The organism is Stenotrophomonas rhizophila, from assembly GCF_000661955.1.
Classification (GTDB): domain Bacteria; phylum Pseudomonadota; class Gammaproteobacteria; order Xanthomonadales; family Xanthomonadaceae; genus Stenotrophomonas; species Stenotrophomonas rhizophila.
In genome coordinates, this window is the sequence record NZ_CP007597.1 from 3,843,031 (window position 1) to 3,869,878 (window position 26,848).

13 protein-coding genes are annotated in these 26,848 nt (G+C 69.2%); 6 read left to right on the top strand and 7 right to left on the bottom strand.

Annotated features, from left to right (window positions below; all coding sequences use genetic code 11):
• Positions 1–138: 138 nt before the first annotated feature.
• The 3 genes from DX03_RS16855 to purL all read right to left on the bottom strand — a co-directional run bounded on the left by DX03_RS16855 (position 139) and on the right by purL (position 14,155).
• The gene (locus tag DX03_RS16855) at positions 139–1,992 is read right to left on the bottom strand and encodes a S8 family peptidase (protein ID WP_038692525.1); all 1,854 of its coding nucleotides are present in this window, start codon (positions 1,990–1,992) and stop codon (positions 139–141) included.
• Positions 1,993–2,151: 159 nt separating this feature from the next.
• On the bottom strand, positions 2,152–9,717 hold the full coding sequence (locus DX03_RS16860; RefSeq protein ID WP_038690565.1) for an ESPR-type extended signal peptide-containing protein: 7,566 nt from the start codon (positions 9,715–9,717) through the stop codon (positions 2,152–2,154).
• A gap of 451 nt (positions 9,718–10,168) precedes the next feature.
• Positions 10,169–14,155, bottom strand: a complete 3,987-nt coding sequence (gene purL, locus DX03_RS16870) for a phosphoribosylformylglycinamidine synthase (protein ID WP_081797342.1) — start codon at positions 14,153–14,155, stop codon at positions 10,169–10,171.
• Between the two features lie 292 nt (positions 14,156–14,447).
• Here purL and DX03_RS16875 point away from each other — a divergent pair, with 292 nt between their 5' ends.
• Complete coding sequence (locus DX03_RS16875) at positions 14,448–16,550, top strand: glycosyl hydrolase family 18 protein (RefSeq protein ID WP_038690569.1); 2,103 nt, start codon at positions 14,448–14,450, stop codon at positions 16,548–16,550.
• Between the two features lie 120 nt (positions 16,551–16,670).
• Here the strand turns inward: DX03_RS16875 and DX03_RS16880 are convergent, their stop codons facing one another.
• Both DX03_RS16880 and xerD read right to left on the bottom strand, forming a co-directional pair.
• On the bottom strand, positions 16,671–17,471 hold the full coding sequence (locus tag DX03_RS16880; protein WP_038690571.1) for a thioredoxin fold domain-containing protein: 801 nt from the start codon (positions 17,469–17,471) through the stop codon (positions 16,671–16,673).
• Between the two features lie 105 nt (positions 17,472–17,576).
• A complete protein-coding gene (gene xerD, locus DX03_RS16885) occupies positions 17,577–18,554 on the bottom strand; it encodes a site-specific tyrosine recombinase XerD (RefSeq protein WP_038690574.1) in 978 nt (325 codons plus the stop codon).
• A gap of 70 nt (positions 18,555–18,624) precedes the next feature.
• Between xerD and DX03_RS16890 the strand changes: the two genes are divergently transcribed.
• A complete protein-coding gene (locus DX03_RS16890; RefSeq protein ID WP_038690576.1) occupies positions 18,625–19,101 on the top strand; it encodes an RDD family protein in 477 nt (158 codons plus the stop codon).
• 375 nt (positions 19,102–19,476) lie between these two features.
• Here the strand turns inward: DX03_RS16890 and lptG are convergent, their stop codons facing one another.
• Together lptG and lptF are read right to left on the bottom strand one after the other, a co-directional pair.
• Complete coding sequence (gene lptG, locus DX03_RS16895) at positions 19,477–20,583, bottom strand: LPS export ABC transporter permease LptG (RefSeq protein ID WP_038690578.1); 1,107 nt, start codon at positions 20,581–20,583, stop codon at positions 19,477–19,479.
• Positions 20,580–21,662: an LPS export ABC transporter permease LptF gene (lptF, locus tag DX03_RS16900; protein WP_038690580.1), complete on the bottom strand. Its 1,083-nt coding sequence runs from the start codon at positions 21,660–21,662 to the stop codon at positions 20,580–20,582. The genes lptG and lptF overlap by 4 nt, the downstream gene beginning before the upstream one ends.
• A gap of 104 nt (positions 21,663–21,766) precedes the next feature.
• Here lptF and DX03_RS16905 point away from each other — a divergent pair, with 104 nt between their 5' ends.
• From DX03_RS16905 to DX03_RS16920, 4 genes are all read left to right on the top strand, one after another.
• Entirely contained in the window at positions 21,767–23,245 is a 1,479-nt protein-coding gene (locus DX03_RS16905) for a leucyl aminopeptidase (protein ID WP_038690582.1), read from the top strand.
• Between the two features lie 85 nt (positions 23,246–23,330).
• Positions 23,331–23,756 (top strand): DNA polymerase III subunit chi, encoded by a 426-nt coding sequence (locus DX03_RS16910; RefSeq protein ID WP_038690584.1) that lies wholly within the window; start codon positions 23,331–23,333, stop codon positions 23,754–23,756.
• A 48-nt stretch (positions 23,757–23,804) separates the two neighbouring features.
• Positions 23,805–23,993, top strand: coding sequence for a YqaE/Pmp3 family membrane protein (locus DX03_RS16915; RefSeq protein WP_038690586.1), 189 nt, complete (start codon positions 23,805–23,807; stop codon positions 23,991–23,993).
• Positions 23,994–24,036: 43 nt separating this feature from the next.
• The gene (locus DX03_RS16920) at positions 24,037–26,805 is read left to right on the top strand and encodes a valine--tRNA ligase (protein WP_038690588.1); all 2,769 of its coding nucleotides are present in this window, start codon (positions 24,037–24,039) and stop codon (positions 26,803–26,805) included.
• Positions 26,806–26,848 lie beyond the last annotated feature (43 nt).

Below are 26,848 nucleotides of genomic sequence, written 5' to 3' on the forward strand. Positions count from 1 at the left end.
GAGCCACCCCATGGGTGGCTGCGCGTGGTGCACGATCAGCGCGGCAGCCACCCATGGGGTGGCTCTACCCGGAGGATGATCGCCCAAAAAAAATGGGGAGCCGATCACAAGATCGGCTCCCCAAGAACCACACACCCGTTACTGGTTGGCGATGACGCTGACGCCGCTGAACGCGGACTCGCCGACCAGCTTGATGTAGTACGTGCCGGCCACCGGCGCGGTGAAGCGCACGGTTTCACTGTTGCCCGGGCGGGTCGACTTGGCGTCGAACACCGTCGCGGTCGGCTCCTTGCCCTGGCTGACGTACACCGACACGTTGCCGCTGCCGCCGTAGGTGAGCAGGCTCAGCACCTTGCCGGCCTGCGCGTCGAAGCTGTACAGCACTTCGCTGCCACCGGCACCGCTCAGACCGCCCACGGCCACCTTGTTGGTCAGCGGGATCGCGGTGGGACCGCAGTTCTCGGTGCACTCTTCCTCAAGCGCCTTGGCCAGCGCGGCCTTGGCATCGACGATGCCGGTGCCGATCGGGGTAGCCGCCGGGATGGTCACCGGGAACTTGCGCGCGGTTTCCTTGAGCAGGGTTTCCAGCTGGGCCGGCGTGAACGCGTCGCGGTTGTTGGCGATGCGTGCGCTCTGCACCAGGGCTGCCACCGCCGCCACGTGCGGCGAGGACATCGAGGTGCCGCCCTTGCCGCCGTAATCGGAGGTCCCCAGTTCCGGCGAGGTGGTGCTGCTGGAAATGGCCTGCCAGATGTAGCCGCCCGGATTGCCGTCGACGCTGCCACCGCCACCCGGGGCCGACAGATCCACCGCCGCGCCGTAGTTGGAGTAGTAGGTGATGCCGCCGGTGATGCGCGTGGCGCCCACCGCAACGACGTTGTTGCAGTTGGCCGGACGTGCATTGGAGACGTTGCCGCCCGCGTTGCCTGCCGCCACCACCACCAGGGTGCCACGCGATACCGCACCGTTGATCGCGGCCTGGTAGACCGGGTCGCAGGCGCCGCTGCCGCCCAGGCTCATGTTGATGATTTCAGCCGGGTTGGCGTTGGCCGGAATGCCCGCCACGGTGCCGCCCGAGGCCCAGGTGATGGCATCGGCGATGTCAGCCAGGCTGCCGCCGCACTTGCCGAGCACGCGCACCGGCAACACCTTCGCCTTGTACGCGACGCCGGCCATGCCGACGCCGTTGTTGGTGGCTTCGGCCACGGTGCCGGCTACGTGGGTGCCGTGCCAGGAGCTGTCTTCGGCCAGCGAGCCGGTGTAGCACTCGTTGTCGTTCTCCACCCAGTCGCCGTAATCCAGTGCACCCGGGACGCGGGCGTCGGTCGGGCGGCGCGAGGTTTCGGCATCGCTGATGAAGTCGTAGCCTTCCAGCAGGTTGCCGCTGAAGTCTTCATGGTTGGGCAGGATGCCGGTATCGATCACCGCCACCACCACGCCCTCGCCCTGCGACACGTCCCATGCCGACGGCGCGTTGATGCCGCCGGTGGCGTTGCCGAAGTGCCACTGGTACTGCGCGTAGTACGGATCGTTGGGCACCAGCTGCTTGGTTTCGGTCGGCTTGGCGCGCAGGTCGGCGCGCTGCATGCGCGCATTGACCACGGCGTATTCCACGGTCGGGTCGGCCTTCAGTTCGGCCAGCACCTTCTGCAGTTCGGCATCGCCCAGGCGGCTCTGCAGGCGGATCAGGTCGGCACCCACGCCGAGCTTGCGCACCACCTGCGGGTTGAGCGCACCGGCGCGCGCCGTGCCACCGTTGAGGGTGGCGCGCGACAGCGCCGAGTTGACCACCGCCAGCTTGGCCGAGCGGTCCGAGGCCGCGGCGCTGCCGGCACGGTACTTGACGATGATGCCGTTGCTGCTCTGCTGCGCGGCAGTGGCCGGGCGCTTGGGTTCCTCGGTACGCGGGCTGGCGGCGAACGCCGAGCCGGCCGAGATCGACAGCAGCGCGGCTGCCAGCACGTTGATGCGAAGGTTCTGCTTACTGGTCACGTTGAAATCCTCTTCAAGGTCATGATCAAACGACTGTTCAGGCCAACATTCCATGCGAGTTCCCTGGCCGGCCCTGGCCAGGGTTCCCGTGACCCGCCCCCTCAGGCCTTGCATTGCTTGCAGCGTGGCCCCTACCAGGCCACGCCTTGCCACGTCTGCTTACCAGCCGAAGCCGGCACCCACGCCCACCGAGCTGTCATCGCTGCTGAAGGCACCGCCGATGGTCACCGTGGCACGCTCGCTGAGCGCACGCTGGTAGCCCAGCGACAACGCCGACTCCCCACCCTGGTAGCCCACGCCCACGCCCACCCGGTTCTGGGTGCGCACGCCGGCGGCGCTGGTGGCCATGTTGAGCATCGCCGCGCTCATCGCACCCTGGCGATCGATGCGACGGTCCTGGTGGCGCAGACGCTGGTCGATTTCGCCCTTGTAGATGTCGAAGCTGTCGGCCATCGCGCCGAAGCGCTGGTCGGTGTAGCTGTTGGCCGTGGCGATGCCGCCGTCCAGCTGGCCCTTGTTGACCGCATCGGTGGCCTGCGTGCCGGCGGCAACGTTGGCCACCTGGCGTTCGTTACCCACGCTGCCCACCGACACCGTATCGGCACGATCGGCAACCGAGCCCTGGCCCAGCGCGACCGAGTTGGCCGCTGTTGCGGTGGCCCCCTGGCCGATCGCGGTGGCCGAGGCCCCGCTGGCGACAGCGCCATCGCCCATGGCAACCGCGTTGACGGCCGTGGGTGCGGCGGCGACCGGTGCGTTGGCCACCTGCGCACCGCCTGCACTGGCGGCCGTGGGGGTGCCCTGCACGCTGGCAGTGGCCACGCGCTCGTCGGCCGTGGCCAGCGACGCACTGGCCACATTGGCCGACGGTGCCGCTGCGCTGCGTGCACGCGCGTTGGACGAACCGGCCACGCGCTGGTCGAGGTCGCTGACCTTGCGGTCCAGCGCACCCAACGCGTCACCCACGTTGTTGTACGTGGTTCCCTGGATCACATAGTTGGGGGCCACGAACACACCCTGCATGCCCACGCTGGCACCACCGCCGAGGAAGCTGGCGGCATCGGACAGCGACTGGAACAGCTGGCCACCGTTGATGGCCTGGCGGCTGCCGGAAGCGATGGACCCGCTGCCCACGTTGTCCAGCACCGTGCCCTGCACACCGGACAAGGTGACCTTGTCGCGGCTGGCGTCGTCGTAGCTGAGCGCATTGGCGGTAACGGTTTCCACCGAGCCGATGCGCTCGTCGATGTCACCCACGCGGGTTTCCACCGCGCCCACGCGCTGGTTGGTGGTGTTGAGCTGGCCGCCGGTCACCGCATCGGTGCTGCCGGCAGCGATGCGGCCGGCCGCGACGTTGACGATGCGGCGCGTGGCCGGACCATCGGTGCCGTTGCCACCGCCCACCGACACCACGTTGGCTTCGACCGCACGTGCGCCTGCACCCAGTGCCACCGAACCGGCGCCGGACACGCCGGCCCCCGCGCCGATGGCGATGCTGCCGGCGCCGTTGCTGGCGAAGGCACCGTTGCCGATGGCCACGCCGTTGGTGGCGTTGGTGGAGGCCGAGCGGCCGATCACGGTGCTGTTGTCACCCCGTGCCGATGCATCGGCGCCGATGGCAGTGGCACCCGTGGCCGAGGCCACCGATGCCGCGCCCAGTGCGCTGCTGCGGTTGCCACTGGCGGCAGCGCCCGACCCGGCGGCGAGCGCATCGCTGCCGCTGGCGGTGGCCACGCCGGTGCCGCTGGCCTGGAAGTGCTTGCCGACCGCATCGGCGGTGGCCGCCACGCTGTCCAGCTGCGCCTTGTTCACCGCGTCGTTGGCGTTCACGGCCGCACCGACGTTGGTGATGCGGCGCGTGGCCGGACCGGTGGTGCCGTTACCGCCACCGACCGAGACCACGTTGGCTTCGCTGGTGCGTGCACCGGCGCCCAGCGCGACGCTGCCGGCGCCACTGGCCGAGGAGCTCTTGCCCACTGCCGTGGCATTGAGGCCGCTGTAGGCGTAGCTGTCCTGGCCGATCGCGGTGGAGCCGGCCGAGGTGGCCCACGCCAGCTGGCCGACAGCGGTGGTCTGCGCCGCGGTGGCCCAGGCATTGGAACCGGCGGCCACGCTGTTGGCGCCGCTGGCCTGCGAGGCATAGCCGATGGCGTTGGCGTAGGCACCGGATGCGGTGCTGCCCCAACCCAGTGCGGAAGCGTAGTCGCCGCTGGCTTCGGCGCCGTAGCCGAGCGCGGTGGTCCGCACCCCGCTCGCCGCGCTGAACGCGCCCACTGCGGTGCTGTAGTCGCTACCCGCTTCGGCGCTGTAGCCGAACGCTGCCGACTGCAGCCCGGCCGAGGTGGCGCCGGCGCCGCTGGCGGTGCTGAACACCCCGGTGGCCTGCGCACCGGCACCGAGCGCGGTGGCGCCGGTACCGCTGGCGCTGGTGGCCTTGTCCAGGATCACGTTGCCGTTGGCATCTTCGTAGTACAGCGCGCCACCGATGGCGGTGGCCGAATCGGCGGTGGCCGAGGCGTTGAAACCGGACGCCGACGCATTGCGACCGGAGGCCAGCGCGCCGCTGCCATAGGCCGATGCCCCGGTGCCGAACGCGTTGGCGGCTTCACCGGCGGCGGTGGCGTAGGCGCCATCGACATAGGCACCCACGTCATCGCCATTGCCGCTGCCGGACGCCTTGAACTGGCGGTTGGTCTGCTCGGCAACCTCGGCCACGGCGCTCAACTGGTTGACGTTGACTGCATCGGTGCCTTCGGTACCGTCGGCCACGTTGGTGATCTGGCGCTGCGCAGTGGCCGTACCCACCGAGACCGTGTTGTCACGTTCGGCCGACGAACCGGCGCCCAGCGCGACGCTGTTGACGCCTTCGGCAATGGCGTTGGCACCCAATGCGGTGCTGTTGGCCGCATCGGCCCACGAGTTCCAGCCGATCGCGGTGGCGTAGTCGTCGGTTGCCCATGCACCGGCACCGAACGCCGCCGCACCGGTGCCGCTGGCACGGGCCGGCAGCAGGCCGAAGAAGGTCGAGCCACCGATGGCCACGCTTTCATCGCCGGTCGCTTCGCTGGATTCACCCAGCGCCACCGAACTGGCACCGGAGGCCGTGGCCGACGTACCGACGGCGGTAGCCAGGGCGTTGGATGCGATCGCGCCGTAGCCCAATGCGTTGGACAGGCGCCCGGTGGCTTCGCTGTAGCTGCCGAACGCCGAGGCGCCCGCGTCCGAGGCGGTGCTGCGGAAGCCGGTCGCGGTGGCCTGCTGGCCACTGGCCGACGACTCGAAGCCGTTGGCGGTGGCATAGGCGCCGCTGGCGATGGCACCGCCGCCGACCGCGCTGGCACCGATCTCGCTGGCGCTGGCGTTGCTGCCCAGCGCCACGCTGTTCTCGCCCGTGGCCTGCGCATTGCTGCCCACTGCCGCAGCGCCATCGGCGCTGGCCAGTGCGTTGGTGCCCACCGCCGTACTGCTGGCGGCCAGCGCATTGGCGCCGGCACCCAGTGCGGTGGCACCGTCGCCGATCGCATTGGCCGCTTCACCGGCGGCCAGGGCGTCGTCGCCTTCCACGTAGGCACCGGCATCGCTGTTGTCGCTGCCACTGGCCTGGAAGTACTTGCTGGTGGCTTCGCCCGCGGCGGCTACCGCGTTCAACTGGTTGAGGTTGACCGCGTCGGTGCCTTCGGTACCGGCGGCGACGTTGGTGATCTGGCGCTGCGCATCGGCACTGCCCACCGACACGCTGTCGTCGCGGTCGGCGATGGAATCGGCACCGAGGGCCACGCTGTTTTCACCACTGGAGGTGGCGGCGTTGCCGAGCGCGGTGCTGTTCACGCCCGGCGACCACGCCCCGCCGCCCACGGCGGTGGAGTAGTTGCCCGAGGCTTCGGTGGCCAGCAGGCCGAACAGCGAACCACCCACGGCCACGCTGTTGGTGCCGGTGGCCAGGCTGCCCTGGCCGGTGGCGGTGCTGTAGGCCCCGGAGGCTTCGGCATCGCCGCCGACGGCCACGCTGTTGGACCCGGTGGCCTGGGCGAAACTGCCCAGTGCGGTGGCGTTGAAGGCGCTGGCCACGGCCAGGCCGCCGATGGCGGTGGTGTAGCCGGCGGTGGCTTCAGAACCGAAGCCGTAGCCGGCCGACAAGGTGCCGCTGACCACGCTTTCGGCGCCCACGGCGGTCGCGCCCTGGCCGCTGGCGCTGCTGTAGTAGCCCAGCGCCACCGACTCTTCGCCGGCCGCGTCGGACAACGCACCGCCGGCAAAGCTGCCCGCACCGGATGCGACGCTGGCCGCACCGGTGGCGGTGCTCTGCTCGCCGGAGGCCTCGCTTTCGGCGCCGGTGGCGGTGGCGTATTCGCCGCTGGCCTGCGCATTGGCGCCCACGGCGATCGCGTTGGCACCGCTGGCCAGTGCATTGAAGCCCACCGCACTGGCGTTGTCGGCCAGTGCGAACGCGCCGCTGCCCAGCGCGGTGGCGCCGCTGCCGGCGGCGAAGCTGGCCGAGCCCACGGCGGTGGCGTAATCGCCATCGGTGGCCGCGTTGGAACCGGCGGCCACGCTTTCCTCGCCAGCGGCCACGGCCACGCCGTCACCGCTGGCCTGGAACTGCGCGGTGGCGTCGGTGAGCTGGTCCAGGTTCACCGCATCGGTGCCCTGGGTACCGGCGGCGACGTTGGTGACCTGGCGCTGGCGGGTGCTGCTGCCCACCGACACGGTGTAAGCACGGTCGGCGACCGAACCGGCGCCGAGTGCCACCGCATTGGACGCGCTGGCGTTGCTGCCGGCGCCGATGCCGATCGCGCTTTCACCGCCGGCCACCACGTTGGTGCCGATGGCGATGGTGTTGATACTGTTGCCCAGCGCCTGGAAGCCGACCGCGACGCTGTTGTCGCCGTAGCCGAACGCCCCCCGGCCCAGCGCGGTGGCGCTGCTGCCGCGGGCCCAGCTGTTGTAGCCGATCGAAGTGGAGCCGGTGCCGCTGGCCCACGCCGACTGACCCACCGCGGTGCCGTTGGCAGCGGTGGCCCAGGCACTGGCGCCGAACGCGGTGGCACCGTCTTCGGTGGCCCAGGCGTAGGCGCCGGTGGCGGTGGTTTCCTCGCCGCTGGCGAAGGCGTTGTCGCCCTGCGCAACGCTGTAGTCGCCGGTGGCGCGCGCCTTGTAACCGGCGGCCAGGCTGTTGTTGCCGGTGGCCTGCGCGCCGCTGCCGAACGCGTTGCTGGTGGTGCCGGTGGCCAATGCCCCCGCACCCACGGCCACCGCATCCTGGGCCGCGGTGGTGCCTACCTTGACGGCGTTGCCGTCGGCATCGACCAGCGGCTGGTTGAACTCGTCATAGGCCTGGCCGAGGCCGCCGATGGCGACGCTGCCGTTGCCGTTCGCGCTGACGTTGCGGCCCACGGCCACGGTGTCATCGCCCAGCGCGTTGGCCCCGTTGCCGAGTGCGGCCGCACCGGCGCCCAGCGCATTGCTGGCTTCGCCCGCGGCGAGTGCGCCGTCGCCGTCGGCAAAGGCGCCCACGTCGCTGTCATCGGACCCATTGGCCTTGAAGCGGCTGGCGGTGACGTTGGCCACCTGGGCCACGCCATCCAGCTGCGCCTTGTTTACCGCATCGGTGGCGTCGGTACCGGCCGCCACATGGGTGATCTGGCGTTCGTTGCCGACGTCGCCCACCGAGACGGTGTTGGCGCGGGTGGCGGTGGAATTGGCGCCCAGCGCGACGCTGTTGGCGCCGCGTGCGGTGGCGTAGAAACCGACCGCGGTGCTGAGTTCGCCGCTGGCCCAGGTTTCCGCGCCCAGTGCGGTGGCACCCTCACCCGGCGCATAGGCGAAGTAGCCCACGGCGGTGGCTTCGGTGCCCGACGCTTCGGTCAGGGTGCCGTTGGCGGTGGCGTAATCGCCGCTGGCGATGGCGCCGGCGCCCACGGCGGTCGCCGCTTCACCGCTGGCCTGGGTCTGCACGAAGAAGCCCAGGCCCGGCAGCAGGTCGGCGGGGCCGCCGATGGCGGTGCTGCTGTTGCCGGTGGCCACGCTCTGCGTGCCGACGGCGGTGGAGTAGTCGCCGATGGCGTTGGACACCGCGCCGAAGGCGGACGACTGCGCGCCGCCGGCGTACGCGCCGACACCGTAGGACGATGAGGCGAAGCCCGACGCTTCGGCACTGGCACCCACCGCGGTACCGCCGACGCCGGCGCTGGTGGCACCGGTATCGACCGGCACGCCGCCATTGGTGATCAGCGGGTTGCCATCGGCATCCACCGCCGCGCCACCGACCGCCACGCTGCCCGGGCCGTTGGCCTGCGCGTTGTTGCCGAAGGCGGCGCTGTTCTGGCCGGTGGCCACGGCATTGAAGCCCACCGCCGTGGCGTTCTGTGCCACCGCCGTGGCACCGCTGCCCAGCGCGGTGGCACCGTTGCCGAGTGCGTTGGACGCTTCACCGATGGCGGTGGCGTTGTCGCCGTCGGCGTACGCGCCGGCATCGCTGTCGTCGCTGCCGGTGGCCTGGAAGTACTTGCTGGTGGTGGCCGCGACTTCGCCCACGGCATCCAGCTGGGATTTGTTCACTGCATCGTTGGCGTCGGTGCCATCGGCCACGTTGGTGATCTGGCGGCGCAGACCGGTTTCGCCGTTGCCCACCGATACCGTGTCGATGCGATCGGCGTAGGAGCCGGCGCCGAGCGCCACGCTGCCCACGGCCACGGCCGCGGAATTGGACCCGAGCGCAGCGCTGAAATCGGCCACGGCCACGCTGAACGCGCCGACCGCCACCGAGGCTTCACCGCCGCTGCCGGCGCCACGGCCGAGCGAGGTGCTGCCCGCGCCGATGGCCAATGCGCCGCCACCAATGGCGGTGGCACCGTCGGCGCTGGCTTCGGCCAGGCCGCCAATCGCGGTGGCCGCACCGTTCTCGCTGGCGGCCAGTGCATGTGCGCCCAGCGCTACGTCGCCCAGGCCGAAAGCGGCGGCGCTCTGCCCCACCGCCGTGCTGGCGTCACCGAAGGCCAGCGTGTTCTGGCCGAAGGCGCTGGCGCCCAGGCCGGCCGCAATGGCCTGGCTGCCGGTCGCCGTGGTGGCATTGGCCAGCGCCTGGCTGCCCTGCCCCACGGCGGTGGCGCCGTCGCCCTCGGCGTTGGCACCGGCACCGGCGGCAAGCGCGCCGTCACCGTCGATCGTGGCCGCGTCACTGTTGTTGCCTGCGCCGTCTGCCTTGAAATAGCGGGTCGCGCCTTCGGCAGCGACTGCAACCTTGTCCAGCTGGGCCTTGTTCACCGCATCGGTGGCGGCGGTGCCGGCGGCCACGTTGGTGACCTGGCGCTCCTTGCCGGCGTCACCCACCGACACCGTGTTGACGCGGTTGGCCTTGGAGCCGGCACCGAGCGCGACGCTGTTGTTGGCCGACGCGGTGCTGTTGCTGCCGATGGCCACCGCATTGCTGCCGGTCGCGCTGGCGCTGCCATCCACCACGCAACTGTCGAGGATCTTGCTGTTGAGCACGACGCAGTTGGCATTGCCGCCCACTTCCACCGACTGCGCCAACGCCGCCGGCGCGAGCCCTGCCATTCCCAACCCGAGTGTCAACGCGATGGCACCCGACAGCAGCGACGAGGCGCGCGTGTCGGTGGATCGTCGCTGGTCGATGACCACGCCGGCAGACTGGCTGGTGGCCAATTCCGAGGCGACAACCATCTGCCCCAGTGCTTTGTTCCAGACCTTGCGATAAATCCGATTCATCGATGCGACTCCTGAGTGGGCTGGTTTTGGGCAAAGCGACGCCAACGCCGGACCGTGTGGTCCAACGTCCCCTGGGGGCGTTTACTCGCTTGATTTACTGCGTTGCGCCGAATGGCTTGCTACAGAAGTACAGCCGACTCGCCATCCATGCGGTTACTGCAGAACTGAACGCTTTCGAAATGAGGATGCAGTGTTAACGTACAGTTTCAGGAACGTCAAGACTTTGACGTAGAAAAACTTCCGACAGCGATGCGCGTCACAAAACCGACGATAAACATGCTGATTACGTTAGTTTCATGTGAGTAATGGCTATAACGCGTTTTCACGTTGTAACGCGCTGTAACTCCTTGCTGCCGATCATTTTCCATTCCGCATAAAAGAAAACCGCCGGCAGTGCCGGCGGTTTCTTCACGCGATTTTCACCGCATCGACAACAGTGGCGTGCGCAGTATCAGCCGCACCATACGCGTGCGTTGCGGAACATCCGCAGCCACGGCGAGTCACCCTGCCACTCACTCGGACGCCAGCTCAGATTGAGCGCGCGCGGGGTGCGCTCGGGGTGCGGCATCATGATGGTGACGCGGCCGTCGCTGGTGGTCAGGCCGGTGATGCCGTCCGGCGAACCGTTCGGGTTGAGCGGGTACTGGGTGGCCACGTTGCCATCGCCATCCACGTAGCGCAGCGAGACGCGTGCGGCGGCCTGGTCCACGGCCGTGGCGAACACCGCCTGGCCTTCGCCATGCGCCACCGCGACCGGCAGGCGCGAGCCGGCCATGCCACGCAGCAGGATCGACGGCGACTCCACCACTTCCAGCAGCGCGGTACGCGCTTCGAACTGCTCGCTGCGGTTGCGGCGGAACTGCGGCCAGTGCTCGGCACCGGGGATGATGTCCTTGAGCTGGCTCATCATCTGGCAGCCGTTGCACACACCCAGGGCGAAGCTGTCGTCACGCGCAAAGAACGCGGCGAAGGCATCGCGCAGTGCGCTGCGTTCCAGCACCGAGGTGGCCCAACCGCGGCCGGCCCCCAGCACGTCGCCGTAGCTGAAGCCACCGCAGGCGACCAGACCGGTGAAATCGGACAGCGCGACGCGGCCTTCGATCAGGTCGCTCATGTGCACATCGAACGAACTGAAGCCGGCACGTTCGAAGACGTTGGCCATTTCAATCTGGCCGTTGACGCCCTGCTCGCGCAGCACCGCCACGCGCGGGCGCGCGCCGGTGTTGATGAACGGGGGTCGCTCCTGCGCATCCTGCGCCCGCGACACTGGTACATCCATGTACGGCGGTCGCTCCTGCGCATCCTGCGCCCGCGACACTGGTACATCCATGTACGGCGCCGCCACGTCTTCGTTGATATCGAACGTCAGCTTCGGCTTCAGGCCCGGCGCGTTGAAGTTGCGCGCGATCGCACGCTCCTGGTCGGCGTTGTCGGGGTTGTCGCGCAGCTTCTGCATGGCGTGGGTGACCGACCACCAGGCATCGAACAGCGTTTCCCAGCGCCACTCGACCAGGCTTTCGCCCTGCAGCGAGACACGCACCACCGGAGCGGTGGTCGGACGCGCGATGCGCTGCGCGCATTCGGTCAGTGCATGGCGCTCGACCAGATCAGCGAACGCAGCACGGTCTTCCTTGGCGATCTGCACCACCGCACCCAGTTCTTCATTGAACAGGCTGCGGAACGGATCATCGCCCCAGGCATCCAGGGTGATGTCCAGGCCCAGGCGCGAGGCGAACGCCATTTCGCAGAGCGCGGCGAAGGCACCGCCATCGCTGCGGTCGTGGTAGGCCAGCAGCAGGCCGGCCTGGCGCGCATCGCGGATCAGTTCGAAGAACGCGCGCAGGCGCTGCGCATCGTCCAGGTCCGGCACGGCGCCGGCAAACGCGGGCAGGTCGCTGTGGTCGGCATGCACCTGGGCCAGGATCGAACCGCCCAGGCGCTGCTTGCCCGCGCCCAGGCCGATCAGCCACAACTCGCTGTCGGTGTCGCGGTCCAGCAGCGGGGTGAGCTGCGCGTTGGCATCGGCCACCGGCGCGAATGCGGAGATCACCAGCGAGACCGGCGACACCGACTTGTGCGCCTGGCCATCGGCGTGCCACTGCGCCTGCATCGACAGCGAGTCCTTGCCGACCGGGATGCTCAGGTCCAGCTGCGGGCACAGTTCCATGCCCACCGCGCGCACCGCGTCGTACAGCAGCGCGTCTTCGCCGTTGTGGCCGGCCGCGGCCATCCAGTTGGCCGACAGCTTCACCGTCTCCAGTGCATCCACCGGGGCGGCGCACAGGTTGGTGATCGCCTCGCCCACGGCCATGCGGGCCGAGGCGGCGGCATCGAGCAGGGCCAGCGGGGTGCGTTCGCCAATGGCCATCGCTTCACCGGCCACGGTGTCGAACCCGGCCAGGGTGATGGCGACGTTGGCCAGCGGCAACTGCCACGGGCCGATCATCTGCTCGCGTGCGGTCAACCCGCCCACGCTGCGGTCACCGATGGTGACCAGGAAGTTCTTCGAGGCGACCGAAGGATGCGCCAGCACGCGCAGGCCCGCTTCATGCAGGTCCAGCCCGGCGGTTTTCAGCGCCGGCCAGCGCGGTGCGGGCGGGTGCGCGGTGTCGCGGTGCATCTTCGGCGCCTTGCCGAACAGCACGTCCATCGGCAGGTCGATCGGCGCATCGGCCGGGATGTTGCCCACGGTGGCGCCGTAGGCCACCACCAGGCGTTCCTCGGCGGTGGCCACGCCAACGGCCGCGAACGGGCAGCGCTCGCGCGCGCAGATCGCGGCGAACTCGGCCAGCCGCGCCTGCGGCACGCCCAGCACGTAGCGTTCCTGCGATTCGTTGCACCACAACTGCATCGGCGACAACGACGGGTCATCGGCGGGCACCTTGCCCAGGTCGATCACACCGCCCACGCCGGAGTCGTGCAGCAGCTCGGGAATCGCGTTGGACAGGCCGCCCGCGCCGACGTCATGGAACCAGCGGATCGGGTTGTCCAGGCCAAGCGCCACGCACCGGTCGATCACTTCCTGGCAGCGACGCTCCATTTCCGGGTTGTCGCGCTGCACGCTGGCAAAGTCGAGGTCTTCGGCGCTTTCACCGGAGGCCACCGAACTGGCGGCACCGCCGCCCAGGCCGATCAGCATGGCCGGGCCACCCAGCACGATCACCGCATCGCCCGGCTGCAGGGTCAGCTTTTCGACCTGGTTCTGGTCAATGGCGCCCAGGCCGCCGGCGAGCATGATCGGCTTGTCGTAGGCGCGGGTCAGGCCCTGCCCTTCGGGCAGCTCGAAGCTGCGGAAGTAACCCAGCAGATTGGGGCGGCCGAACTCATTGTTGAAGGCGGCGCCGCCCAGCGGGCCGTCCAGCATGATGTCCAGCGCCGGGGCCATGCGCGGGTTCAGCGCGCGCGGCGCTTCCCACGGCTGCGGCAGCGTCGGGATGCGCAGGTGCGAGACCGAGAAGCCGGTCAGGCCGGCCTTCGGCTTGCCGCCGCGGCCGGTGGCGCCTTCGTCGCGGATTTCACCGCCGGCACCGGTCGACGCGCCCGGGAACGGGGCGATCGCGGTGGGATGGTTGTGGGTTTCCACCTTGATGCAGAACGCCGAATCGACCACCGCTTCGCTGCGGTACTGGCCACTGGCCGGATCGGGGCGGTAGCGCGACGCGGGCAGGCCGGCGACCACCGCGGCGTTGTCGCTGTACGCGCTCAACGTGTGCTGCGGGGTCTGCTGGTGGGTGTTCTTGATCATGCGGAACAGCGAATGCGGCTGGTCGGCGCCGTCGATGGTCCAGCTGGCGTTGAAGATCTTGTGGCGGCAGTGCTCGGAATTGGCCTGCGCGAACATCATCAGTTCCACGTCCGACGGCTTGCGGCCCAGTTCGCCGAAGCGCTGGCGCAGGTAGTCGATCTCGTCCTGGGCCATGGCCAGGCCGAGGCGGCGGTTGGCCGCTTCCAGGTCCTCCAGCGCGATGCGTTCCAGTTCACCCCGGGCCGGTGCGCTGAACAGCGCCTGGGCCTGGTCTGCCTGGTCCAGCACCGACTGGGTCATCGGGTCGTGCAGCGCGCGCGCCACCGCCGCCTGGGCGGCGGCATCGGCCGGCCACCCGGCCAGGTCGATGCGCAGGCCACGCTCCACCCGGCGGATCGGCTGCCCGGCGCCGCGCACCAGTTCGGTGGCCTTGCTCGACCACGGCGACAAGGTGCCCAGGCGCGGGACCACGAAGCGCGATACCGCCCCCGCTTCCTGCCCGGCCAGTGCCGGCTGGGCTTCCAGGATCCGGCTCAGGATCGCCGGGTCCGGGGCCGCATCGCCCTCGGTCTGGATGAAGTAGACATGCCAGGCACCGGTGATGCGCAGATCGGCGGCCAGGGACTGCAGGCGGGATTCAAGACGTTCGCGGCGGAACGGCGAAAGGGCGGATGCGCCCTCGAGGACCATCATGTCCGGGGAACCGTGGTTGGGAACGGGGCCCACCATTGTACCGAAGTCGGCCGCCGGGGCTTGGCGGGCGGTCAGCACGGCCGCGCCGTCTTCACGGCCGAACCTTGCGCTGGCTCACGGATTGGCGGACGAATGCATGACAACGTTGTCCTCGCCTGCCCGGCACCCCTGCCGGTCAGGCCCTCGTCCGCCCCCACTGCTGTTGCCGGCCTCTCTCACCGGCGCCCGGACCTGCTGCACGCGGGCCGCCCCACCCGGCGGCCCGCGCCCATCACTAGATCGGAGTAAGACCATGCCTGACCCGATGATGCGCAGTGCGGTGACATCGATATCCTCCCAGCCAGCGGCCCGCCACAAACGCTGGCTGCTTGCCTTGGCCCTGGCGGCGGCCGCCACGCCGAGCCTGGCGCTGGCCGCCAACTGTACCGGCGCGCCCGAATGGAACGGCGCGGTGATCTACCTCGCCGGCACCACCCTGCAGAAAGGGGGCGTGCTGTACCGGGCCAACCAGGACATCTGGAATGCCCCGCCCGACCACCCGGCCGGCGCGCCCTACTACACCAACCTGGGCGCCTGCGATGGCAGCGGCAGCAACCAGCCGCCCACCGTCAGCCTGACCTCGCCCAGCGCCGGAGCCAGCTTCACCGCCGGCAGCAGCATCACCGTCAGCGCCAACGCCGCCGACAGCGACGGCAGCGTCAGCAAGGTCGAGTTCTTCCGCGGCGGCACCTCGCTGGGCATCGACACCAGCGCGCCCTACAGCGTGACCTGGGCCAATGCATCGGCCGGCAGCCACACCTTCAAGGCGGTGGCCACCGACAACAACAACGCGGTGACGTCCTCGGCCACGGTCAGCGTGACCGTCACCGCCGCCAGCAACGACACCACCCCGCCCAGCGTACCGGGCGGCCTGGCCTCGCCGTCCAAAACCGCCACCACGGTCAACCTGGCCTGGAGCGCAGCCACCGACAACAGCGGCGGCAGCGGCGTGGCCGGCTACGACGTGTACCGCAACGGCAGCCTGGTCGGCTCGCCCAGCGCCACCCAGTACACCGACGGCGGGCTCACCGCCAGCACCGCCTACACCTACACCGTGCGTGCCCGCGACAACGCCGGCAATGCCTCGGCGCAGAGCGGCTCCATCAGTGTGACCACCGCGGCCGGCGGCGGTGGCGGCGGCAACAAGCGGGTGATCGGCTACTTCACCCAGTGGGGCATCTACGGGCGCAACTACCGGGTCAAGAACATCGACACCAGCGGTTCGGCGGCCAAGCTGACCCACATCAACTACGCCTTCGGCAACGTGCGCAACAACCGCTGCGAAGTGGGCGTGACCCAGGCCTCCGACCCGAACACCGGCGTGGGCGGGGATGCGTTCGCCGATTACACCAAGGCCTTCGGTGCCGGCGAGAGCGTCAGTGGCGGTGCCGATACCTGGGACCAGCCGCTGCGCGGCAACTGGAACCAGCTCAAGCAGCTCAAGGCCAAGCACCCGAACGTGAAGGTGCTGATCTCGCTGGGTGGCTGGACCTGGTCGCGCGGCTTCTCCAGCGCGGCGCAGCCGGCCAACCGCCAGGCCTTCGTGGCCTCGTGCGTGGATGCCTACATCAAGGGCAACCTGCCGGTGACCGACGGCGCCGGTGGCGTGGGCGCGGCGGCGGGCGTGTTCGACGGCATCGACATCGACTGGGAATACCCGGTGGCGTGCGGGCTGAGCTGCGGTACCCCGGCCGACAACGCCAACTACACCGCGCTGCTGGCCGAGTTCCGCCGCCAGCTCGATGCGGTGCGGCCCGGGCTGCTGCTGACCGTGGCGGTGGGCGCGGGGATCGACAAGATCCGCGTTACCGACCCGGCGGCGTACCACCCGTACCTGGACTTCATCAACGTGATGACCTACGACTTCCACGGTGCGTGGGATCCGCAGACCAACCATCACTCGGCGCTGTTCGACTCCCCGGCCGACCCGTCCACCGGTGACCAGAAGCTCTACAACAGCAACGATGCGATGGAGGCGTTCCTGAGCCGTGGCGTGCCGGCGTCCAAGTTGAACCTGGGCATCGGCTACTACGGGCGCGGCTGGACCGGCGTGGCCAGCGGCAACAACGGACTGTACAAGAGCGCCAGCGGCGCGGCGCCGGGCACGTATGAAGCCGGCATCGAAGACTGGAAGGTGCTCAAGAACCTGACCTGGCCGGTCTACACCGACAACGTTGCCAAGGCCACGTGGATCTCCAACGGCACCACCTTCTGGAGCGTGGATACCCCGGCGATGGTCACCGAGAAGATGGGCTACGTGAAAGCCCAGGGACTGGGCGGCGCGTTCTTCTGGGAGTTCAGCGGCGATGACCCGCAGGGCACCCTGACCAAGGCCATCAGCGACGGGTTGAACTGACCCGTAGAGCGGGGCTCTGCCCCGCTGATCGATGACCACGTCATTGCAAACGTGCAGCCGGGCAGAGCCCGGCTCTACCCGCCAAAAAAAACGCCCCGGCATTGCCGGGGCGTTCTGGTTTCAGCGGCTGCCGCCGGCCGTGGTGCGCTCCAGCGCGGCCTTCAGCTGTGCCGGCGGCAGGTAGCCGCCCAGCTGGGTGCCATCGGCGGCGAAGATCGCCGGGGTGCCGTTCACGCCCATCTGCTGGCCCAGCGTGTACTGCATGGCCACCGGGTTGGTGCAGTTCTTCGGCGTCACCGGCTTGCCGGTCTTGGCCGCGGTGAGCGCCTGCTTGCGATCGGCGGCGCACCACACCGAAATCATGTCGGTGTAGTCCTGGCTGCCCAGGCCCATGCGCGGGAACGCGAGGTATTCCACGGTGATGCCGTTGCGGTTGAGCTCGGCGATATCCTGATGCAGCTTGCGGCAGTACCCGCACTCGATATCGGTGAACACGCTGACGGTGTACTTGGCATTGGGCGCGGCAAACACGATGCGTTCGGCCTGCGGCACCTTCGCCAGCAGCTTCTGCCGGTATGCCAGCAGACCGGCACTGCTGACCGGCGCCTTGTTCTGAATGTCGTAGGGCTGGGACTGCATCAGGTAGCGGCCGTCATCGGTGACGTACAGCACCTGCCCGCCCACCAGCACTTCGCGGAAGCCCGGGAACGGCGCGGCGCCGATGTAGTCCGGCGCGAACTTGGGATCCAGTTTCTGCAGTGCGCTGCGCACCCGCTCATCGGCACTACCGGCGGCAGGTGCCGCAGGCGTGGCGGCCGCGGCGGGGCTGGCGCCCTTGCTGGCGGCAGGCGCGGACGGTTGCTGCGCGCAGGCAGTCAGGCTGAGCGCGCCGAAGAGGGCGGCAATGGCAACACGGAGCATCGAGCAGTCCGTCAGGAAAGAAGGTAAGCGCGATTCTCGCACAGCCGCCCCGGCACACAGCTGGACCGCAGCGAAACAGGGCGCCCCGCCGGCCCGCCCGCGAGGTCAGCCGCGCGGATGATGCCGGGCGTGCAGCTTCTGCAGGTGCTCACGCGCCACCAGCGTGTAGATCTGGGTGGTGGACAGCGAGCTGTGGCCCAGCAGCATCTGCAGCGCCCGCAGGTCCGCGCCGTGGTTGAGCAGGTGGGTGGCGAAGCTGTGGCGCAGCCCATGCGGGCTGATCCGCACCGGATCGATCCCGGCCAGCGCCGCGTACTTCTTCACCAGCGCCCAGAACTGCTGGCGGCTGAGCGGGTGCAGCGACGGTTCCAGGAACATCGGCACCGAGCCGTCGGCCCCGGCCGGGACCGCGCGCTTGCCGGCCAGCAGCGGCCGCGATTCGGCCAAGTAGCGCTCCAGCCAATGTTGGGATTCCTCGCCCAAGGGCACCAGCCGTTCCTTGCTGCCCTTGCCGGTCACCCGCAGCACGCCCTGGCGCAGGTTGACCGCATTGGCCGGCAGCTGCACCAGTTCGCTTACGCGCAGGCCGGCGGCGTACATCAGCTCCAGCATCGCCCGGTCGCGCAGGCCGAGGGGCGTGTCGATGTCCGGCGCATCCAGCAGTGCCTCGATCTGGCTTTCGGCCAGCGCCTTGGGCAGCAACCGCGGCAACCGCGGGGGATCCAGCAGCACGCTGGGGTCCTCGCTGCGCTGCCCGCGGCGCAGGGCATCGGCGAAAAACGCGCGCAGCGCCGACAGCAGGCGCGCGTTGCTGCGCGGCGACCAGCCGTGCCGTGCACGCCAGGCCAGGTAGTCGAACAGGCCGGTCCGGTCGATCGCTGCCAACCCGCCCGCAGCGCCATCGCGCCAGCGCGCCACGCCCTCCAGGTCGCGTCGATAGCTGTCCAGGCTGGCCTGTGCCAGGCCCTGTTCGGCCCAGATCGCATCGAGGAAACGCTGGATCAGCACGTTGTCGGCATCGCGCAGGGGCGGCAGTTGCTGCACCAGCTGGCGGCGCAGCGCGGGGGTAGAGGCATCGGACATGCGACCAGCATACGGAGCCGAACACGGGGCGGCCATCGAACCGGCGCCATGGCGCAGGTATGCTCGGCCCATGGCCACCACCACCGCTCCCGCTGCCGCCACCGACCGCCCCGCCAGCCTGCTGCTGTGGCGCCTCCTGGCGCTGCTCTACGACCTGTTCCCCGCGCTGGCGCTGTGGATGCTGGCCGGCACGCTGTTCACCGTGGGCTACACGCTGTCCGGCCACGCCGAGCGCGACAACATCGCCCCCTTCAGCGCGCTGCAATGGTTGCTCTGGCTGTGCTGCTGGATCGTCACCGGCCTGTACGCCACCTTGAGCTGGCGCCGTGGCGGCCAGACCCTGGGCATGCGTCCCTGGCGCCTGCAGGTCACTAGCACCGACGGCACCGCCCCCACCCGCCGGCAACTATGGCTGCGCTACACCGTCGGCACCGTCTCGGTTCTGCTCGGCGGGCTCGGCCTGTGGTGGTCACTGATCGACCGCCAGCGCCTGACCTGGCACGACCGCGCCAGCGGCACGCGCATGCGACGCCTGCCCAAGCGCTGACCGCGCCCCACGGTGGTGCCTGCCGCTGGCCGGCCCCCGATACCGCCGGACGCATCAGCGTAGTGCCGGCCGCTGGCCGGCCCCCGATACCGCCGGACGCATCAGCGTAGTGCCGGCCGCTGGCCGGCTCCCGATACTGCCTGACAGATTCCGTGGAGCCGGCCAGCGGCCGGCACTACCTGGGCGGGGAGATTCTGCGGGGAGCCGGCCAGCGGCCGGCACTACCTGGGCGGTGGAGATTCTGCGGGGAGCCGGCCAGCGGCCGGCACTACCTGGGCGGGGAAGATTCTGCGGGGAGCTGGTCCGGGCGGCGCCATTCCGGCCACACACGACGCACCTTCCAGAGCGGGTCACCGCACAACGATGGACGCCGCGTTACCCCGACTTGCGCCGGAACAGCATCCCCGACACCACCAGCATCACGATCGGCGGCAGTGCGTAGGCAATGCGGTAATCGAACTTCAACGCACCGGCCATGCGCCCGAAGAACAACTGCAGCAGCCAGAAGCCCAGCGCGAACAGGATGCCCAGGAACAACCGCTTGCCCATCCCGCCGCTGCGCAGCGAGCCGAACGCGAACGGCACCGCCGCCAGGCACAACGCCAGCACGTTCACCGGGTAGAACCACCGGCTCCAGTAGATGTCCTCGTAATCGCGCGCATCCAGCCCATTGCGCTTGCGGTACTCAATGCTCGTGCGCAGGTCGGCCGCGCGCAGGTTGCGCGGCTTGGACATGCCGCTGGCCAGCGCCGCCGCATCCAGCTTCGAATTCCACGGCTCCGATTCCACCGTCTCACGCGTCGCCGAGCGCTCCCCGAACGTATCCCGGCGCACCTTGTTCAACACCCAGCCCGTATCACCATGCTCGGCCGTGCCCGCGTAAGTCAACGACGCCAGCTTGCCGTCGTCGCCGATCTTGTACAGCCGCACATCGCGCAGCACCAGCTTGGTCCCACCGCCCGGCAGCAGCTGCTCGTCGCCTGCGCCCGCGTTGAGGAACGTATCGCCCTCGCGTGCCCACACGCCCGAATAGCGGGCCACCGCCATGTCGTTGCCCCACTTGGCGCTCATCCGGATGTCGTCGGCCCGACTCTGCGCCCACGGTGCCAGCGTCTCGCCGGTCAACACCATCACCGCCGTCAACAGCGACAGCGCGATCGCCACCGACGCGCTCAGGCGCTTGCGCGACAGGCCCAGCGCGCGCAGCGCGGTCAGCTCGGAGGTCGCCGCCAGCTGCCCCAGCCCCATCAGCGAACCGATCACCGCTGCCGTCGGGAAGAACGTGTAGGCCCGGCGCGGCACCGTGTACAGCACCCACGCGGCCGCATGGCCGATCGTGTAGCCGCCCTTGCCCACGTCCTTGAATTCGCCGGAGAAGGCCATCACCACGTCCAGCCCCAACAGGACGGCCCAGGTCAGCAGCACCGTGCCGAACACCGACCGGCCAAGATAAAGATCAAACCGCATCGGGCGAAGCTTCATGCGGTCCTCCGCGGGCGCGACAGCTTGCCGTCACGCAGGTACATCCAGATCGCCAGCGCCAGCAGCGGCAGGCTCAGCCACCACAGACCGACACTGCCGGACAATTTGCCATCGGCGATCCAGCGCGTGCCGATGAACATCAGGTTCATGCCCACCAGGTAGGCCAGGAATGCCAGCATCATCCGCCCGTAGCGCTGCTGGCGCGGCGAACTGCGCGCCAGCGGCAGCGTCATCAGCGCGAACGCCAGCGCGATCAGCGGCGGGGTGATGCGCGAATGCAGCTGCGCCTGCGCCGCCGGGCGCGCGTCACCCAGCAGCTGGGTGGTGGGCAGCAGCTCGGGGTCATCCTTCTGGCGGGTGTCGGCGCCGTCGGGCATGGCCACGTCGTTGCGCGCGAAGGTCATCAGCTTGTAGTCCAGCGCGCCGTTGGCCGGCCCTTCCACCTGGTGGCCGTCGTCCAGCTCCAGGTAGCGCTGGCGCTCGCCCTCGAAGAACATGCGGCCGTGGTCGGCCGACACCACCTCGATGCGGTCGTCCTTCTGCCGCTGCAGGAACACCTTGCCCAGCCGGGTACCGTCCGGCGACAGCGAGGACAGGTAGACCACCCCGCCGTTGTTGGGCAGGTTGGTGAACTTGCCCGACTCCAGCCCGGCCATGGCCACGCTGCGGTTGGCTTCCACGATCATGGTCTCGCTGGTGCGGTCGGCCCAGGGGCCCAGCCACAGCGAGCACAGGCCGATCAGGCCCACCACCGGCAGCACCAGCATCAGCACCGGGCGCAGCAGCCGCTTTGGCCCCACCCCGATGGCGGTCAGCACCGCCATTTCCGAGTCCCGGTAGAGCCGGGCGGTGGCCAGCAGCAGGCCCAGCATCAGCGCCAGCGGCAGGATCAGCGGCATATAGACGATGAACTGCAGGCCCAGCTGCGAGAACAGCAGGCGGGCCGGTACGCGGCCGTCGGCGATATTGCCGAGGATGTCCACCAGGACACCACCGACGCTTACCACCAGCAGCACGATCAAAGTGGCCAGGAAACTCTGGACGAAATCACGCAGGAGATAGCGATCGAGCTTCGACATGGGGCGGTGGTTTAAACTCTCGGATTCGTTCGCGGTGCTGCCCAGTCTACTGACGGGACGTAAACAGCTCGCGATTGTACGGATTTGCCAACGGAATCTGATCAATGGCCCTGGAATTCACCCTGAACCACGCAACGCCGGCCTCGGCCGCGTTCGATTGCGTCATCGTCGGCGCCTATGCCGACCAGACCCTGAGCCCGGCGGCACAGGCCCTGGACACCGCTTCGGGCGGTCGCCTGACGGCCCTGGTGGCCCGCGGCGACGTCGGCGGCAAGACCGGCAACACCACGCTGCTGCACGACCTGCCGGGCGTCACCGCCCCGCGCGTGCTGGTGGTGGGGCTGGGCGAACCGGCCAAGTTCGGCGTCCCGCAGTACCTCAAGGCGGTGGGCGATGCCAGCCGCGCCCTGAAGAGCGGGGTCAACCACCACGCGCTGTTCACCCTGACCGAACTCGAGGTCAAGGGCCGCGATGCCGCCTGGAACATCCGCCAGGCCATCATCACCGCCGACCACGCCGCCTACCGCTACAGCGCCACCCTGGGCAAGAAGAAGGCCGACGAACCCGGCCTGACCCAGCTGGCCATCGCCGGTACCGACGCCCAGGCCCTGGCCCAGGGCCAGGCCATCGCCGCTGGCGTGCAGTACGCCCGCGAGCTGGGCAACCTGCCGCCGAACCTGTGCACCCCGGCCTACCTGGCCGAGTCCTCGGTTGCCTTCGCCCAGGCCCACGCCGGCGCCGAGGCGGAGATCCTGGACGAGCATCAGATGGAAGCGCTGGGCATGGGCTCGCTGCTGGCCGTGGCCCGCGGCTCGGCCAACCGCCCCCGCCTGGTGGTGCTGAAGTGGAGCAACGGCGGCGACGCCAAGCCCTACGTGCTGGTCGGCAAGGGCATCACCTTCGACACCGGCGGCGTCAACCTGAAGACCCAGGGCGGCATCGAGGAGATGAAGTACGACATGTGCGGTGGCGCCAACGTCATCGGCACCTTCGTCGCGGCGGTCACCGCCAAGCTGCCGCTGAACCTGGTGGTGGTGGTGCCGGCGGTGGAAAACGCCATCGACGGCAATGCCTACCGCCCGTCGGACGTGATCACCTCGATGTCGGGCAAGACCATCGAAGTGGGCAACACCGACGCCGAAGGCCGCCTGATCCTGTGCGACGCGCTCACCTACGCGCAGCGCTTCGAGCCGGCCGCGCTGGTCGACGTGGCCACCCTGACCGGTGCCTGCCTGGTTGCCCTGGGCCACCAGACCGCCGGCCTGATGACCAAGCACGACGACCTGGCCAACGAACTGCTGGCCGCCGGCGAGCACGTGTTCGACCGCGCCTGGCGCCTGCCGCTGTGGGACGAGTACCAGCCGATGCTGGATTCCAGCTTCGCCGACGTCTACAACATCGGCGGCCGCTGGGCCGGCGCGATCACCGCCGGCTGCTTCCTGTCGCGCTTCGCCGAAGGCCAGCGCTGGGCCCACCTGGACATCGCCGGCGTTGCCAGCGACGAAGGCAAGCGTGGCATGGCCACCGGCCGCCCGGTTGGCCTGCTCAGCCAGTGGCTGCTGGACCAGGTCGCCCGCGCCTGATGCCGTGCCCGATCGGGGGGCCTGAGCGCCGCCCCGATCCCGCCCGGCCTGCTGCCGGGCCTTCCCTTTCGCTCCTGGCCTGCCCATGTCCCGTGCTGATTTCTACCTGATCGCCAAGCCCCGCTTCCTGACCGAGCCGCTGCGCCTGGTCTGTGAGCTGGCCCGCAAGGCCAACGACGCCGGGCTGTTCACCCTGGTGCTGGCACGCGACCAGGCCCAGGCCGAGGAGCTGGACGAGCTGCTGTGGTCGTTCGACGACGAGGCCTACATCCCGCACCAGATCGCCGGTGAGGACATGGACGAGGAGGAGGCGCTGGTGCTGATCGCCGTGCCCGGCACGCCGGCCCCGGCGCGCCCGCTGGTGATCAACCTGCGCGACGACCCGTACCTGGCCGAGTGCGACCGGGTGCTGGAAGTGGTGCCGGCCGACCCGGAAGCGCGCGAACCGCTGCGCGAGCGCTGGCGCCAGTACAAGGCGCTGGGCTTTGACCTGAACAAGTACGACATGTAACCCGCGCGGCGCCCGCCGTGGCGCCGCCACCGAGCCCGGAGACCCTTGATGCGCCTGTTGATCGCCCTGATCTTTCCCTGGTTCGCCTTCTTCACCATTGGCCGCCCGTTCGCAGGCATCCTCTGCCTGATCCTGCAGATCACCCTGATTGGCTGGCTTCCGGCCGCGATCTGGGCCGCCTACGCGGTTTCGCAGTTCCATACCGACCAGAAGATCCAGCGCGCCCTCGGGCGCTGATGTTCCGGCACCCCCACCTCCCGTCTTCGATCCTGGTTCCCGCATGACCCAACTCGCCTCCAGCTACGACCCCAAAACCTTCGAAACCGCGCTGTACGACGCGTGGGAGAAGGCCGGCCATTTCAAGCCGTCCGGCAAGGGCGAGCCGTACACCATCCTGCTGCCGCCGCCGAACGTGACCGGCACGCTGCACATGGGCCATGCCTTCCAGCAGACCCTGATGGACGCGCTGGTGCGCTACCACCGCATGCGCGGCTACGACACGCTGTGGCAGGTGGGTACCGACCACGCCGGCATCGCCACCGAAATGGTGGTCAGCCGCAACCTGGCGCTGGAAGGCAAGGGCGAGACCCGCGATTCGCTGGGCCGCGAGGGCTTCATCGAGAAGGTCTGGGAGTGGAAGGCGTTCTCCGGTGACACCATCGAACGCCAGATGCGCCGCCTGGGCACCTCGGCCGACTGGTCGCGCAGCACCTTCACCATGGACCCGCAGCCGTCCGAAGCGGTGATCGAGGCCTTCCTGCGCTGGCACGAGCAGGGCCTGATCTACCGCGGCCAGCGCCTGGTCAACTGGGACCCGGTGCTGAAGACCGCCATTTCCGACCTGGAAGTGGAGAGCGTGGAAGAAGACGGCTTCCTGTGGTCGATCAGCTACCCGCTGGCCGATGGCAGCGGCACGCTGACCGTGGCCACGACCCGCCCGGAAACCATGCTGGGCGACACCGCGGTGATGGTGCATCCCGAAGACGAGCGCTACGCGCACCTGATCGGCAAGATGGTCAAGCTGCCGCTGACCGACCGCGAAATTCCGGTGATCGCCGATGACTACGTGGACCGCGAGTTCGGCACCGGCGTGGTCAAGGTCACCCCCGCGCACGACTTCAACGATTACCAGGTGGGTGTGCGCCACAACCTGCCGATGATCAACCTGTTCACCCCGGTGGCCGCCATCAACGACAACGCCCCGGAGAAATACCGCGGGCTGGACCGTTACGAAGCGCGCAAGGTGATCCTGGCCGAGCTGGAAGACCTGGGCATCCTGGTCGAAACCAAGCCGCACAAGCTGCAGGTGCCGCGCGGCGACCGCACCCAGCAGGTGATCGAGCCCTACCTCACCGACCAGTGGTTCGTGAAGATGGACGTGCTGGCCAAGCGCGGCCTGGAGCTGGTCGAGAACGGCAGCATCCAGTTCGTTCCGGCCAACTGGATCAACACCTACCGCCACTGGATGGAGAACATCCAGGACTGGTGCATCAGCCGCCAGCTGTGGTGGGGCCACCGCATTCCGGCGTGGTTCGATGACGCGGGCAACTGCTACGTCGGCCGCGACGAGGCCGATGCGCGCGCGCGCAACAACGTCGGCGCCGACGTCGCCCTGCACCAGGACAGCGACGTGCTGGAAACCTGGTTCTCCTCGCAGCTGTGGCCGTTCTCCACCCTGGGCTGGCCGAACGAACAGGCGATGGCCGACCGTGGTTTCGAGCGCTATCTGCCGTCGGCGGTGCTGGTCACCGGCTTCGACATCATCTTCTTCTGGGTGGCCCGCATGATCATGGCCACCGACAGCTTCACCGGGAAGATTCCGTTCAAGGACATCTACATGACCGGCCTGATCCGCGATGCGCAGGGTCAGAAGATGTCCAAGTCCAAGGGCAACGTGCTCGACCCGCTGGACATCATCGACGGCATCTCGCTGGAAGACCTGGTTGCCAAGCGCACCACCGGGCTGATGAAGCCCAAGGATGCGCCGAAGATCGAGAAGGCCACGCGCAAGGAATTCCCCGACGGCATCATTGCCCACGGTGCCGACGCGCTGCGCTTCACCATTGCCGCGCTGGCCACGCACGGCCGCGACATCAAGTTCGACATGAGCCGCGCCGAGGGCTACAAGAACTTCTGCAACAAACTGTGGAACGCCAGCCGCTTCACCCTGATGAACACCGAGGGCAGCAGCTTCACCGGCGTGCCGCAGCCGCGCACCGATGCCGAGCGCTGGATCCTGGCGCGCCTGGCGGCGGTGTCGGCCGAGGCACAGACGCACTACGCCAACTACCGGTTCGACCTGCTGGCCCAGTGCCTGTACGAGTTTGCCTGGAACGAGTTCTGCGACTGGTTCCTGGAACTGACCAAGCCGGCGCTCAACGGCGACAACGCCGACGACGCGGCCAGCACCCGCCACACCCTGCTGTACGTGCTGGAAGCACTGCTGCGCCTGCTGCACCCGCTGATTCCGTTCGTCACCGAGCAGCTGTGGCGCCAGGTGGCCCCGCGCTTGGGCCTGGGCGAAGACACCCTGTCGCTGCGTCCGTACCCGACGGCAGAAGAATTCGCGGGCGATTTCGCCCGTGCCGAGGCCGACGTGGAATGGCTCAAGGGCATGGTCAACGCGCTGCGCCGCGTGCGCAGCGAACTGAACGTGCCGCCGGCCAAGCAGGTCACGTTGCTGCTGCAGGGTGGCACCGAAGACGACCGCACCCGCGTGGCGCGCTTCACGGCCTCGCTGTCGTTCCTGCTGAAGCTGGCGCGCATCGATTGGCTGGCCGACGCGGCCGATACCCCGCCGTCGGCGGCGGCCATCGTGGGTGAGCTGAAGCTGCTGGTGCCGCTGGAAGGCCTGGTCGACCTGGGCGCCGAGCGCGCCCGCCTGGACAAGGAAATTGCCCGGGTGGAGTCGGAGAAGGAGAAGAGCCAGACCAAGCTGGGCAAGTTCACCGACAAGGTGCCGGCCGCGGTGGTCGAGCAGGAACGCGTGCGTCTGGTGGAATGGACCGCGCAGCTGGCCGGCCTCGTCGAGCAGCGCGCGAAGTTGTAACGCGGCGGTGTTTGCCTGGGGGTACCGACCCATGGTCGGTACC